Source organism: Photobacterium sp. GJ3 (assembly GCF_018199995.1).
GTDB lineage: Bacteria > Pseudomonadota > Gammaproteobacteria > Enterobacterales > Vibrionaceae > Photobacterium.
Map to the genome: position 1 here is coordinate 69014 of NZ_CP073579.1, position 13212 is coordinate 82225.

Below are 13212 nucleotides of genomic sequence, written 5' to 3' on the forward strand. Positions count from 1 at the left end.
GTAAACGCCTTGCCAGAACCGATAGGCAAGGCGTTTTGTGTGTCAAGTCAGCCGGATGCGCTAGTCTTTGGCGGGCGCAGCATTGGGCAGTGATAGGATCAGAATGGCGGCAAAGGCGAGAAAACCGGTCATCATCATGAACACGTCGTTGTAGGCCATGATGTAAGCGTCGGTTTGCATGCTTTGCGCCAGGCTGGCTTTGGCTTTCAGAATGGCGGTGTTGGGATCGCTGCCTTGCTGAAGGTAGTTCCCAGCCTGTTGCGCGAGTTGGTGCCAGGCATCATTGCTGACGCTGGGTAAACTGGCTTTGATCCGGGCCAGATGCTCTCGTGCTTTGTTGTCGAGCAGAGTGGCGATCAATGCAATGCTGAATGCACCGCCCAGATTCCGCAGCACATTGGTGATTGTGGATGCATCTGCCGTGTCTGGCTTGCGGATGGTTTGCATTGCGACCAGGGACAGCGGCACGATGATGAAAGGTCCGCCCAATGCCCGAAGTAACATCGACAGAATCAGTTGCTGGCCCCCAAAGTCGGCTGTCATGTGTGTATTCACGTAACAGCTGATTCCAAACATGGTAAATCCGAACGCCACCAGATATTTGGGTTGTATCACCCGGGTGAGCTTTGGAATGAACGGGAACAGCAAGAGTTGTGGAAATCCCATCCACATCAGCACTTTGCCAATTTCTAACGCATTGTAGTGCTGAATCTGAGCCAGATATAAAGGCAGCACATAAATAGAGCCCAGCAAGGCCATTCCCAGAATCAGGTAGGCCAGTCCGGACATGGCAAAATGCGGATTTTTAAGCAACCGGAGATTCACCAGTGGTTTGGGATGCCGCAGCTCGGTGATGACAAATCCGATCAAACTTACGCAGGCGATAACGGTGAGTCCGATAATGAACTGGGAACTGAACCATTCTTCCCGGTTTCCTTCTTCGAGCATCACTTCCAGACACCCCAGGCCAATCGCCATGGTTGCAATACCAACCCAATCGGCCTGCCTCAACGCATCAGGGGTCGCGGGCTGATCATCCAGACCGTAACGGATCATGGCAATCATCAGGATGGCCGGGGGCACATTGATATAAAAAATGTAATGCCATGAGAAGTTTTCGGTCAGCCATCCGCCCAGCGTTGGGCCAATGGAAGGCGCAAAAGTCGCGGTGACTCCGAAGAGTGCCATGCCAATGGCGCGTTTATGGACCGGGAGCAGTTGCACGACTAATGAAAACGCCAGTGGGATCAAAGCTCCGCCGCTGAAGCCCTGAATGGCTCGGAAGAGGATCATCGACTCCATATTCCAAGCGATGGAGCACAGCAAAGACGCGATCGTGAAAATCACCGTGGTGCCAATCAGATAGCGCCGGGTGCCCAGTGCTCTGGAAAGCCAGCCGCTCAGCGGAATGGCGATCATTTCGGCCACCAGATAAGAGGTCGAAATCCAGGAGCTTTCATCCAGTGTTGCCGAGAGTGCGCCCTGAATATCTTTTAAGGATGAGTTGGTGATCTGAATGTCGAGGATAGCCATAAAAGCGCCCAGCATCCCGCCGAGCAGTGCAATCCAATGGCGTCGTGGCACTTCATGCTCAGCGGGTTGTGCAGGCAAAGAGGCCGCTTGGGGCATTGCCTGTTCACTCATGGCTGACCTCTGCTTTTGCCAGCGTTTCCGTCGCTTTTTCAGACGCAGGATGGGTGTCGATGGTGGCCACCACAGACAACCCTGGCAAGAGCTGGCCCTTGAATTGCTCCGGATGCGGAATCACGATTTTCACCGGGACGCGCTGGACGATTTTGGTGAAATTGCCGGTTGCATTTTCCGGGGGGAGTAAGGCGAATTTTGCGCCAGTCGCCGGAGAGAAACTGTCGACAATGCCTGTGATTGTCTGGCCTGGATAAGCATCCAGCGCGATGTCGACCGGTTGCCCTTGCTGGATGTCGGCCAACTGAGTTTCTTTGAAATTGGCTTCAATCCACACCGCTTCGGTCGGCACCAGGCTCAGGAGCGGCATGCCCGGCTGAACATATAAGCCAATCCGCAAGCTGCGCTTGCCGACAATGCCATCGACGGGTGCCGTAATGCGGGTATAGCTGAGATCGAGTTCCGCCTGTTTTACCTGCGCTTTCGCCTCACGAACAGCAGCTTCTGCCTGAACTTTCTGGCTGTTCAGGACTAAGAGCTGATCTTTTGCCGCCTGCAGGCTGGCATGGGCAGCATCCAGATCGGCCTGGCTGACTTTCAGATGTGAGCGGGCATCATCGACTTCATCCTGAGAGGAGTAGCTTTTCGCTAACAGTGAACGTGCCCGTTGGTCCTGTTGTGCCGCGCGTTCGAGATCGGCCTGTGCCGAAGCAACCTGGCTGGCTGACTGGCGGATCACCGTTTTCTGAAGGATCGATTGGGCCTGAAGGCTGGTGATCGCCGCTTCAGCAACGGCAAGATTAGCGCTGGCTTTTTCGAAGGCGGCCTGATAATCACGGTCATCCAGAATTGCCAGTAACTGACCGGCCTGAACCTGATCATTATCACTGACAAAGGTCTGCTGAATGTAACCGGACACTTTCGGACTGATATTGGTGATTTCACCTTGCAGATAAGCATTATCGGTCGATTGAAAATAGCGGCCGTAACTGGACCAGTAAACGGCGACAGAAGCGGCAGCAACGCCCAGAGTCAGCGCTGCAATCAGGGGAAGACGAGATTTTTTTTGGGAAGACTGATCAGCCATGTGTGCTCATATTGTTGTGATTTATCATTTGGATGGCAATTGTAAAAAAATATGAATTAGTTTATTAGTTAGGAAAAAACGAAAACACTGTTGCAGAATTTAGTTAAATGGGTGAAGGCATGGATTTAAATGCGCTGGCAATGTTTGCTCAGGTGGTGGAATGTGGCAGCTTTACGCAGGCTGCTGAAGCATTGGATATTACGAAATCGACCATCAGCCGAAAAATTGCTGACCTGGAAAAGGACTTGGGCGTCAGGTTGCTGACCCGGAGCACCCGGAATCTGGTACTCACCCATGAAGGTGAAACCTTTTATCAGTCCTGCCGACAGTTGGTTGAAATTGCCAGTCAGGCAGAGCTGGAAGTGTCTGCGAATCAGGATCTGGTTCGCGGGCGTCTGAACGTTGTGATGCCGGTAGAAATCGGTCAGAAGGTGTTTGGCAAACATATCAATGAGTTCTTGAAAACCTATCCGCTGGTCAGCCTTCATCTCGAATTGAGCAATCGCGAGGTGGATTTGGTTGCGGAAGGGATCGATTTATATGTTCAGGTTGGTGATATGAATGATTCCGGCATGGTTGCCCGGCCCTTTCATTCATCGCGCCGGATTCTGGTTGCCAGTCCGGACTATTTAGCGGCACAGGGCGAGATCCATACCCCGGCGGATCTGGTGCCCCCTCATCATCAGGTCAAGATCTTTAACGCGGTGAAACTGGCGTACTGGGAATTGGAGCAAGGCGATGAACGGGTTCAGATCGATCTGCCGTATCGCTTTCGTGTGAACACGATAACCTCGGCAGTCAGTGCTTGTCTGGATGGGTTGGGCATCGCGATGTTACCGGAATTTATCTGTCGGGAACATCTGGAAAAAGGGGAGCTGGTCCAGATTCTGCCAAACTGGATTTCGCCTGTGGTGCCCATCAGTTTCGTTTATCCGCAACGGGACTTAATTCCCAATCGACTCCGCCTGTTTATTGATTTTCTGCTGGAAAGATTCGAAGTGCTTACCAGCGTTGACGGTAGCCCAAGGTAATCGCTACATCCGGACTGTTATCCATGTTAAAGACGTTTTCAATCAGGATGAATTCAAGCACGCTGGTGGGGAAGTGGTAACGATACCCGATCAAGACTTCATTGGAAGGCTGAGATAAAGCGGATGTCGCTTCGGTCGCTCCTTCATAGAAGTGGTATTCCAGCAGGAACCGGTGCGGGCCGTTGAACTGGTACTGCCAGCCAGCCGCTGCAGCATAAGTGAGTTTGTTGTATGGAATCAGTGCCGCCGGATGATGGCGATATACGCCGCCAAGCAGGGTATGAAATCGGTGACGATCCCGATGATAGCTGTAATTGAGTTGCAGGGCTTGTTCGAAGTTATGGTTATGAAAGGGACCGGATCCGACATAGTTGTAATAGAGTGAAGCGCCCAGCGACAAAGCTTCGTTGGGTTGATCCCAAAGCTGCCAACCACTGTATAGAGTCACGGTCCGCGTGAGTGTTTCCCCCTTAAAATCTGAATACTCAACGCCGTATTCAGGAATGGAGATGTCGAAACTGTGTCTGGGGACATCTTCCCTGCCATTCAGATCAATCCCGAACATGCGGTGAAAGCCAAAGGTCAGATTATCTAGATGTGTATCGAGTGCAACCCGCCAACTGGCATCCAGTTCAAGTTGCCAGCCTGGTGTGACTTGCCACATCAAGCCTGTACTGAAAGTGGACTGGTAATAATCTGCTCTGTATTCGTCGGTTTCGGCCCAGATGCTGGCAGCCGTCGTATTGAGATAAAACTCTTTGCCATGTACAGGCAGCGCGAATCCGCTTCTGAGCTGCGGACTCAGGCTGGTGGACTGAATTGGTGATTGTGCATAGGTTTTCAGCGGCCCGAAATCTTGCGGGCCGGTTGCCGCAGGCGCACTGGCCGTGCAGATCGTGATCCCTGAAATGAACAGACTTCCTGTGTGTGTGACGTTACGAAAATTGATCATGCTGTGTTTGATGGTGGACCTGTAACTGTTTGCTGGCATCTTGATGATTCTGATAGGCGAGATGCCAGTTTTGACGCTATATTGTTGGACTTAAGGCAAAATTTTTCTCAGTTCACAGAAAGTATAGAATCAGACGATGCGGTCCGTTGCCTCAGCTTTGCAATCTTTGGGGGTGTCCAGAGTTGCGTCCAGCGTGTATTCACTACACTCAATAGACTGAAGGCCGGATGTCATGTCATCCTTGCAGACTGAACTGAGATTTCGCCTTACCGGAAGAGGCATGACATCTCACCGGTTGTTCCATGTTTTGCTCTACCTGTAATTGCTTATCTGGAGTAACAATGAAAATCGGTATTCTTTCCCGCAACGCAAAGCTGTATTCAACCCGACGTTTGATCGAGGCCTGCCGTGAACGCGGGCATGAGGTTGAAGTTATCGATGCGCTGCGCTGTTACATGAACATCAATTCAGACAAACCTTCCATCCACGCCAAAGGTCAGGATTTGTCGGGATTTGATGCCATCATCCCGCGTATCGGCGCTTCCGTCACTTTTTATGGCTGTGCCGTACTGCGGCAGTTTGAAATGATGGGCGTTTTTCCGGTGAATGAGTCGGTTGCAATCACGCGTTCCCGCGACAAGCTGCGTTCCTTGCAGTTGCTCTCCCGCAAAGGCGTAGGGATGCCGATCACCGGTTTTGCCAGCAAGCCGGATGATATCGGGGATTTACTGGATATGGTTGGCGGTGCCCCCGTCGTGATCAAACTGCTGGAAGGTACACAGGGGATTGGGGTTGTGCTGGCGGAAACCCGGAAAGCGGCAGAAAGTGTGATTGAAGCGTTTCTGGGGCTGAAAGCCAACATCATGGTGCAGGAATATATAAAAGAAGCCGGCGGTGCGGATATCCGTTGTTTTGTCATTGGCGATAAAGTCATTGCGGCGATGAAGCGTCAGGGGGCTGAGGGCGAATTTCGCTCCAATCTGCACCGGGGCGGGTCTGCTTCTTTGATCCGAATTACACCGGAAGAACGTAAAACGGCTGTTTTGGCCGCAAAAGTGATGGGCCTGCGAGTTGCCGGGGTGGATCTGCTTCGCTCACAACGGGGTCCGTTGGTCATGGAGGTGAATTCTTCACCGGGTTTAGAAGGCATTGAACAAGCCACTGGCAAGGACATTGCCGGTATGATAATCAAGTACATAGAATCAACGGCGAAACCGCAGAGGACGCGCACCAGTGGCAAAGGCTAAACTCAATCAGGTCATCGAATTTATGGGCACGGAAGTGCCCCCTGGACAATCTGCAACCATCGATCTGGAAGCGGCACAACTCTATACTCATTCACCGCTGCATATTCCTGTGCATGTTGTGAATGGTAAATATCAGGGGCCGGTACTGCTGGTCAGTGCCGCCATTCATGGCGATGAACTGAACGGTGTGGAAGCCGTGAGGCAGTTGCTGAATAAAGTGAATCCGGCCAAACTGCACGGCACACTCGTGGCTGTACCGGTTGTGAATGTTTTTGGCTTTATTCATAAGTCTCGTTATTTACCGGATCGGCGCGATCTGAACCGGTGCTTCCCAGGTTCAGAACGGGGATCCACTGCTGCCAGACTGGCCTTCCAGTTCAGTGAACATGTCGTCAAGAAATGTACCCATATTATTGATTTACACACCGGTGCGATTCACAGAGCGAACCTACCGCAGGTTCGTGCAAATCTTGAGAATGAAGCCAGTTCAGAGATGGCTCATGCCTTCGGCACGCCGGTGATTCTGGATGCAGCGATTCGTGAAGGCTCTTTGCGCGCTGTAGCCGATGCAGCCAACATTCCTGTGATTACTTATGAAGGCGGTGAAGCGTTGCGCTTTGAGCCTCTGATCATTGCCGCGGCGGTAAAAGGCGTGATTGGTGTGATGCGTATGCTGGGCATGATTCGTCGTGTCGCCCGCAAGAAAGAACGGGCAATGCCTTTTATCGCGCGCTCCAGCAGTTGGGTCAGAGCCGAACAAAACGGCATATTTCGCAGTGTGGCCGCTTTGGGTGAACGCGTGACGAAAGGTCAGGTTCTGGCCTATATCAGTGCCCCGCTGGGACAGGGGGAAGAAACCTTGGTTGCACCTCGCGATGGAATTGTGATTGGTCAGCAGATGATGCCGCTGGTCAATGAAGGTGATGCCATTTTCCATTTGGCCTATTTCAGTAAAGGTGCGAGTTCAGAAGTCGAACAACACATCGAAAACTTTTTGGATGAAGTCAGTGATGAAGTCGACGTAACCTGATGCACTCCCCTTCGGGGGAATGCAATGCCCTGACATCACCACTTCAACTTTCGCGCACAGGAGGCGCGTTTTTATGGTCAAGACAGCAACGGAGACCGATTGGTTTATCGATGGGTGGCAATTGGGCGGTCAGCCACGTCAGCTCACACTGGCAGATTGCAATCAGCTTGAGAAAGAATGCTGGTACCACTGTCAGCGCGATGCGAAAGGATTAAAAGAGTGGCTGACCTCTGTCGAAATTCCCGGTTCGTTGATTTCTGCGCTGCTGGCTGACGATACCCGGCCACGATTTGAGCAACTGGACGATGATATTTTTCTTTTGATCCTTCGGGGGATCAATTTGAATGAAGGCACGAATCCGGATGATATGTTGAGTATCCGGTTCTTATATTACCGGGGCAGTTTGATTTCGACCCGAAAGTATCCATCCCGTGCGATTGCTGAAGCCCGAAAGCAATGTGAAGAAGGCAAGAGTCCGACCAGCCTGCTGGCAATGATGGTAACTATCATTGATAAATTGAACCGGAACATCGAAAGCTTTCTCGACCCGATTGAAGAAGATATTGAATATTTCGCCGAACATCAGGATGAGGCCGACAGCCAGTCACTGGCCAATCTGAATAAGCGGTTGCTGAAGATCCGTCGTTTCCTGACACCGCAACGATACGCACTGGACGATATGCTGCAGGCAGATATGCCAGCGCTGGAAGTGTTTCGGATGCAGCTTTTGAACTGTCGGGATTTGGTGATCCGCATTAACGAATCGATTCACTTTTACATTGATCAGATTCAGGTCGTCAATCAGCATCTGGGGCAAATTCAATCGGAAAAAGTGAACCGAAATACCTATTTAATTTCATTAATCTCGATTATTTTCCTGCCCATCAGTTTTCTTACCGGCCTGCTGGGGGTTAATATCGGCGGCATGCCAGGGGTTGACTCCTCGGTGGCTTTCTGGACGTTTTGTATTGCGCTCACTGCAATCACCTTATTCGAAATCATTTTGTTAAGAAGGATGAAATTTATTTAATGTTCGAGGCTGTTCTACAAAGTCGGTTGAGCTATAACCTGCTTGTGATTCTGACTTTCCTGATTGTTTACATGATTGCCAAGCGTGTACTGAATCTTTGGCTCACCAAGCTGGGTACGACCAAAATGGTCAGTGAAGCCAGAGTCCGGTTTATTTCACGGGTGCTGTCATCTCTGGTGTTTTTCGTACTTTTCAGTATTACCGTCATTAGTCTGGGACTGGGTTATAGCGATATTTCGCTGTTTTTCTCGTCTGCATTTGCGGTTTTGGGTGTCGCATTGTTCGCCCAGTGGTCCATGCTCAGTAATGTGACGGCCAGTGTGCTGATCTTTTTTGTCTTTCCGTACCGCATTGGCGATATGGTGAAAGTGGTCGATAAAGATGAAGACATCAGTGGTGTGATTCAAGATATCACGATGTTCCATGTCCTGATCGAGCGGGTCGATGGCAGTCTGGTGACTTATCCCAATAACATTATTTTGCAAAAAGCAGTCATTAAACTGACCAAACTGCCCGAGTTGCCACAGCCAGTACCGGAGCCACCACAGCCGTCTGAAGCACCGCAGGTCACCCCATAAAAACGATTAAAAGACAGAAGTATGACTGAAGAAGAGAACAAAACAGCCGCCAAAGACCTTTTACCGCAGCAGGAATTGAGTCAGTGGGTTGAGGATCTGAACCGTGCTCATGATGAAGAGCAGGAGCGCGTGTTTAATGAAGCCACTGAAGTGCTGGAAACTTCAGAAATTGGCTTGTTGTTAGAAACCCTCCCGATTGATGAACGTTTGGCCTTGTGGCAAACCGTTGCACCAGAAGAACGGGTTGACGTGCTGGTAGCGATGCGCGGAGATGCCCGAAGTGTGTTGATCGACAACCTGAGCATGCCCGATCTTCGGGCCATGTTGCATGGCCTGGATGCAGAAGATCTGATCGAGCTGTCGCAGAGTCTGTCCGACAAATTGGTTGATTTTGCACTGGCGAAAATGAGCCAGGATCAGAAAACCTGGTATGAACAAAGCCAGCAATATGATGAAGAGCAGATTGGCCGTTTTGTGGATCACAGTCTGGTCATGCTGACGCCAAATACCCGGGTAGCTGAGGCGCTTCGTGCCGTGCGCCGTGCAGAATATCCGATGCTGGACCGGGTTTATATTGTCGATAAAAAAGGGATGTACAAAGGCGAAGTGACCTTATCCGTGCTGTTGGCAGCGGATGGTCAGGCGCGAGTCGATAGCCTTGAAGATGATATTGCATCACCTTTGAAGGCGAACATGGATGTGGATGATGCCTCGGAACGTTTGGAGCACTCCGATCAGGCGGCCATGGCAGTGGTGGATGAGCATGGCCGTTTCGTTGGGCGGGCGACCCTGCGTTTGGCGATGGAAATCACGCGTGAAAATTACGAAGCCAAACTGATGGCACGAGCAGGTCTGGATGAAGACACGGATCTGTTTTCCCCTGTTTGGCTCAGTGCGAAACGGCGTGCTTTGTGGCTTGGCATTAACCTGCTGACCGCTTTTCTGGCATCCTGGACTATCGGGTTGTTTGAAGCCACCCTCAGTCAGGTGGTTGCACTGGCAGTATTGATGCCCATTGTTGCTTCCATGGGGGGAATTGCCGGCAGCCAGACGCTGACTTTGATCATTCGTGGTTTAGCCATGGGCCAGATCACGTTTGGTAATGTGTGGACGCTGGCGAAAAAAGAGCTGCTGGTGGCTTGTCTGAATGGGGTGCTTTGGGCCATTGTGATTGCGATCATCGCAGCATTTTGGTTCAGCAGTATTCCGATCGGTGGTGTGATAGCTGCAGCCATCACGATTAATATTATTGTCGCTGCGATTTCCGGAGTTGTGATTCCGGTGATTTTAGATAAATACGAAATCGATCCGGCATTGTCCGGATCAGTGATTCTGACCACAGTCACCGATGTCGTGGGTTTCTTTACCTTCTTAGGCTTGGGCAGCATGTTTTTGCTGGGTTAACTCCGGATATTCTTCCCTCCCTTGAAAAGGGGGAGGAAGAGTACTGAGTTTGAAGCCAGCACAGCGATTCCCCCCCTTGGCAAGGGGAGGGGCAGGGTGGGGTTCGTGAAGCGCGCGCGGATTTAACATTTGTGCGCATGAACCCTCGCCGAGCCTCCCCCCTTGAAAAGGGGGAGGAAGAGTACTGAGTTTGAAGCCAGCACGGTGATTCCCTCCCCTTGGCAAGGGGAGGGGCAGGGTGGGGTTCGAACAGCGCGCACGGATTTAACATTTGTGCGCATGAACCCTCGCCGAGCCTCTCCTTTGAAAAAGGGGGAGGAAGAGTACTGAGTTTGAAGCCAGCACGGTGATTCCCTCCCCTTGGCAAGGGGAGGGTCAGGGTGGGGTTCGAACAGCGCGCACGAATTTGACATCTGTGCACAGTAACCCCCGCCTAGCTTCCCCCTTAAAAAGGAGGGGACAGTACCAAGTTGTAGTCAGCACAGATCCACATCAACAGAACCGGGGCGATCAATGGATTGGAAATTCAATGCAGAAGATTTGGGTCAGATTGTGATTGGCGCTTTTGCGCTGGGCGTACCCATCTCTTTCTCTGAAGAAGCCTGGCAACTGAGCGAAACCCTGCCGCTACTGAACCTGATCGTGCTTGTTGCCCTAACGCTGGCATTCATTGGTCTCTATGCTTACCAGTCCATGTTTGGCCAGAATATCCGGCGTCGGGTTCCCGTTTTTCTGGCGCGTGTCTTTGGTGCTTATCTGATCACCTATTTAGTGGTCTGCCTGATCCTGTTTTCGCTTGATCAGTTTCCAATTCTGGAAAACTGGACTGTTGCGGTGAAGCGTGCATTCGTCATAGCCATGCCTGCGTCGATGGGCGCGATCATCGTAGATAGTTTTGATAAAGAATAGTTACTTTTTTGTCACTGGTATTCCCGCTATCAAAACCATAAACATGACTATTCCCCACATCAATAGAACGTTGTTTTATTTCTGAACCCACGCTGAATTTTGACGAGGTTTGACACATCCCGGATTCCAAAAAATAAGCCGATTGGTACACTTCAGCCCTTCTTTTGACAGGGGTATTGAAGATGAAAAAAATGATCTTTGTGGCGGTTTCTCTGGCATCTTTGCTGACTGGTTGTGCGGGTCAGATGGCTGCCACACAGGCGACGATGAAACTCAATATGGATGCGGTGGATAACCGGTATGCACGAGGTGGCCTGACAATTCTGATGTCTCCGGTTTATGCTGTCACCACAGTGGCAGATTACATGGTGCTGAACCCGATTGAATTCTGGACCGGTGAAAATGTGGTCACACAAAAACCATCGATTTACGATGCGAAAGGTGAAGACTACATCAAGATCAATGATCAACTGGATCAGGAATATAAAACAGCGCCGATCAAACCACTGAACTGATGCAGTGTCGCTGATTTCCCTCCCTTGATACAAGGGGAGGGACACCCCTTCGCTTTCCCGGTTTTTACAAGCGGGGTCTCCGGTTTGATCCCCAAGTAACCTGCGATATCATGGCGGCCGTTAACTTTTTCGGAAGCCAGGCATGACTCATTCTCAATCATCACTCTCTTCGCCCAAAGTGGCTGTCCTTGCCGTCACCTATCAAGATGATCAGCTCATCCTCGTTCAGCGTAAAAATGAACCTCAAAAAGGCGGCTGGGGCTTTCCCGGTGGATCCGTCTGGCCGGGAGAAAGCCTGCGTGATGCCGCCGTGCGCGAACTGAAAGAAGAAACCAGCGTGCAGGCTATCGCTGAGCAACTGTTGGAAGTGGTTGAAGTGAACGAATTCGATGCAGACAACCGACATCATCATTTTATTCTGGTGCCCGTGCTCTGCCGGTATGTGGCCGGAGATTTACAAGCGGGGGATGATGCCAGTGATTGTCGCTGGATGTCTGTCGGTGAAATTGTCAGCAAACAGGCGGATCTCATCGATAAAGTGGCGGATGTGGCGCTGCAGGCAAATCAATATTTATTGATTCAGCGATAAAGATGACCTGATTTGCTTTTCCAAGTCAGTATGAAAACAAGGCGGTATCGACTTGAGACATCAAGTAGTCATAGAACTTTCATTTTTCATTTCTTTCTTTATTTCCTTAGGGTAAATCCAGCCGTGCTGCGCATGAAGTTTGCATCGCAGCCGAGCATCTGCTCATTAAATGGGAATCGCCCTCTACCGCCTCCTGAAGAGATAAACTTTTTTATTCGCCTCCGGCTCCGGAAGATTCGGGTTGCGTGCCTCTACGCGTTGATTTAGTGCCTTAAAATGGCGAAATAAGGGTGTTTTAAATCTTTGTTTTTCAAGGGGTTGTTTTTCTTTCTTCCGTACATCCGCAGTGTTAGTCTCTGATTCAAATTGAAGGAGACGATGATGCACAAAGAAAATGAATTATTTAATCAGGTTAATTTTTCCCGTCAGGATTTATCAGAGGCTGTCTTCAAGCACTGTCAGTTTTATCGTTGTGACTTTAGTCGGGCTAATTTGAGGGATGCTGTTTTTGAAAACTGTAAGTTGATTGAGTCGGGTGCTCTTGAAGGCTGTGATTTTGCTTATTGCGACTTACGTGATGCGAGTTTTAAAGATTGTCAGTTAGCGTTGGCAAATTTTAAAGGTGCCAATTGTTTCGGCATTGAATTCAGAGACAGCGATCTGAAAGGTGCCAATTTTATTCAGGCGAGTTTTGTGAATCAGGTCAGTCATCAAATGTATTTTTGCGCTGCTTTTATTACTGGCTGTAATTTAAGCTATACCAATTTTGAACGCCAGTGTCTTGAAAAATGTGAATTATTTGAAAATAAATGGTATGGCGCGAACTTACGGGGAGCATCTTTGAAAGGGGCGGATTTATGCAGAAGTGTTTTCTCTGAAGACAGCTGGGGACAGTTTTCTGTCCAGGGGGCAGATCTCAGCCATTCAGAACTTGATGGGCTTGATCCCCGAAAAGTCGATTTAACAGGAGTGAAAATCTGCGACTGGCAGCAAGCGCAATTGCTGGAACCACTCGGTGTTATTGTGCTTCCCGGTTGATGCGGTTTCGATGGTGAAAATGCCAAATCCGTGCGCGCTGTTCGAACCTCACCCTGACGCTCCCCTTGCCAAAAGGAGGGTATCGCCGTGGTAAAAAAGGATTGGGCTCAGGTATGCATTTTTGATTGTCATCGGTGACGGCGGTGATGAAAACGGCG

13 protein-coding genes are annotated in these 13212 nt (G+C 50.3%); 10 read left to right on the forward strand and 3 right to left on the reverse strand.

What is annotated here, in order from left to right:
- Nucleotides 1-60: 60 nt before the first annotated feature.
- Nucleotides 61-1629, reverse strand: a complete 1569-nt coding sequence (locus tag KDD30_RS17135; protein ID WP_211651856.1) for a DHA2 family efflux MFS transporter permease subunit — start codon at nucleotides 1627-1629, stop codon at nucleotides 61-63.
- A gap of 7 nt (nucleotides 1630-1636) precedes the next feature.
- On the reverse strand, nucleotides 1637-2731 hold the full coding sequence (locus KDD30_RS17140; protein ID WP_211651233.1) for an HlyD family secretion protein: 1095 nt from the start codon (nucleotides 2729-2731) through the stop codon (nucleotides 1637-1639).
- Nucleotides 2732-2850: 119 nt separating this feature from the next.
- On the opposite strand from KDD30_RS17140, the gene KDD30_RS17145 reads away from it, so the two are divergent.
- Nucleotides 2851-3762 (forward strand): LysR family transcriptional regulator, encoded by a 912-nt coding sequence (locus tag KDD30_RS17145; protein ID WP_211651234.1) that lies wholly within the window; start codon nucleotides 2851-2853, stop codon nucleotides 3760-3762.
- Here the strand turns inward: KDD30_RS17145 and KDD30_RS17150 are convergent.
- On the reverse strand, nucleotides 3734-4714 hold the full coding sequence (locus KDD30_RS17150; protein ID WP_211651235.1) for a DUF3187 family protein: 981 nt from the start codon (nucleotides 4712-4714) through the stop codon (nucleotides 3734-3736). The genes KDD30_RS17145 and KDD30_RS17150 overlap by 29 nt on opposite strands.
- Nucleotides 4715-5055: 341 nt before the next feature.
- Here KDD30_RS17150 and rimK point away from each other — a divergent pair, with 341 nt between their 5' ends.
- The 9 genes from rimK to KDD30_RS17195 all read left to right on the forward strand — a co-directional run bounded on the left by rimK (nucleotide 5056) and on the right by KDD30_RS17195 (nucleotide 13054).
- Nucleotides 5056-5961: a 30S ribosomal protein S6--L-glutamate ligase gene (rimK, locus tag KDD30_RS17155; protein WP_211651236.1), complete on the forward strand. Its 906-nt coding sequence runs from the start codon at nucleotides 5056-5058 to the stop codon at nucleotides 5959-5961.
- Nucleotides 5948-6991, forward strand: a complete 1044-nt coding sequence (locus KDD30_RS17160; RefSeq protein ID WP_211651237.1) for a succinylglutamate desuccinylase/aspartoacylase family protein — start codon at nucleotides 5948-5950, stop codon at nucleotides 6989-6991. The genes rimK and KDD30_RS17160 overlap by 14 nt, the downstream gene beginning before the upstream one ends.
- A 73-nt stretch (nucleotides 6992-7064) precedes the next feature.
- On the forward strand, nucleotides 7065-8021 hold the full coding sequence (locus KDD30_RS17165; protein WP_211651238.1) for a CorA family divalent cation transporter: 957 nt from the start codon (nucleotides 7065-7067) through the stop codon (nucleotides 8019-8021).
- Nucleotides 8021-8599 carry a mechanosensitive ion channel family protein gene (locus KDD30_RS17170; RefSeq protein ID WP_211651239.1) on the forward strand — a complete coding sequence of 193 codons (579 nt, stop codon included), beginning with the start codon at nucleotides 8021-8023 and terminating at the stop codon, nucleotides 8597-8599. Before KDD30_RS17165 ends, KDD30_RS17170 begins: the two co-directional genes overlap by 1 nt.
- A gap of 21 nt (nucleotides 8600-8620) precedes the next feature.
- Complete coding sequence (locus KDD30_RS17175; RefSeq protein WP_211651240.1) at nucleotides 8621-10003, forward strand: magnesium transporter; 1383 nt, start codon at nucleotides 8621-8623, stop codon at nucleotides 10001-10003.
- A gap of 513 nt (nucleotides 10004-10516) precedes the next feature.
- A complete protein-coding gene (locus tag KDD30_RS17180; RefSeq protein ID WP_211651241.1) occupies nucleotides 10517-10912 on the forward strand; it encodes a DUF2391 family protein in 396 nt (131 codons plus the stop codon).
- Between the two features lie 182 nt (nucleotides 10913-11094).
- Complete coding sequence (locus tag KDD30_RS17185) at nucleotides 11095-11427, forward strand: DUF3332 family protein (protein ID WP_211651242.1); 333 nt, start codon at nucleotides 11095-11097, stop codon at nucleotides 11425-11427.
- 142 nt (nucleotides 11428-11569) lie between these two features.
- Nucleotides 11570-12016, forward strand: coding sequence for an NUDIX hydrolase (locus tag KDD30_RS17190; protein WP_211651243.1), 447 nt, complete (start codon nucleotides 11570-11572; stop codon nucleotides 12014-12016).
- A gap of 381 nt (nucleotides 12017-12397) precedes the next feature.
- Nucleotides 12398-13054, forward strand: coding sequence for a Qnr family pentapeptide repeat protein (locus KDD30_RS17195; RefSeq protein WP_211651857.1), 657 nt, complete (start codon nucleotides 12398-12400; stop codon nucleotides 13052-13054).
- The last annotated feature ends 158 nt before the right edge of the window (nucleotides 13055-13212 follow it).

What these genes read in the sequence shown, in the direction of transcription:
- KDD30_RS17135 (WP_211651856.1), bottom strand. Translation starts at nt 1,629, where the DNA reads ATGCCCCAAGCGGCCTCTTTGCCTGCACAACCCGCTGAGCATGAAGTG.
- KDD30_RS17140 (WP_211651233.1), bottom strand. Translation starts at nt 2,731, where the DNA reads ATGGCTGATCAGTCTTCCCAAAAAAAATCTCGTCTTCCCCTGATTGCA.
- KDD30_RS17145 (WP_211651234.1), top strand. Translation starts at nt 2,851, where the DNA reads ATGGATTTAAATGCGCTGGCAATGTTTGCTCAGGTGGTGGAATGTGGC.
- KDD30_RS17150 (WP_211651235.1), bottom strand. Translation starts at nt 4,714, where the DNA reads ATGATCAATTTTCGTAACGTCACACACACAGGAAGTCTGTTCATTTCA.
- rimK (WP_211651236.1), top strand. Translation starts at nt 5,056, where the DNA reads ATGAAAATCGGTATTCTTTCCCGCAACGCAAAGCTGTATTCAACCCGA.
- KDD30_RS17165 (WP_211651238.1), top strand. Translation starts at nt 7,065, where the DNA reads ATGGTCAAGACAGCAACGGAGACCGATTGGTTTATCGATGGGTGGCAA.
- KDD30_RS17170 (WP_211651239.1), top strand. Translation starts at nt 8,021, where the DNA reads ATGTTCGAGGCTGTTCTACAAAGTCGGTTGAGCTATAACCTGCTTGTG.
- KDD30_RS17175 (WP_211651240.1), top strand. Translation starts at nt 8,621, where the DNA reads ATGACTGAAGAAGAGAACAAAACAGCCGCCAAAGACCTTTTACCGCAG.
- KDD30_RS17180 (WP_211651241.1), top strand. Translation starts at nt 10,517, where the DNA reads ATGGATTGGAAATTCAATGCAGAAGATTTGGGTCAGATTGTGATTGGC.
- KDD30_RS17185 (WP_211651242.1), top strand. Translation starts at nt 11,095, where the DNA reads ATGAAAAAAATGATCTTTGTGGCGGTTTCTCTGGCATCTTTGCTGACT.
- KDD30_RS17190 (WP_211651243.1), top strand. Translation starts at nt 11,570, where the DNA reads ATGACTCATTCTCAATCATCACTCTCTTCGCCCAAAGTGGCTGTCCTT.
- KDD30_RS17195 (WP_211651857.1), top strand. Translation starts at nt 12,398, where the DNA reads ATGCACAAAGAAAATGAATTATTTAATCAGGTTAATTTTTCCCGTCAG.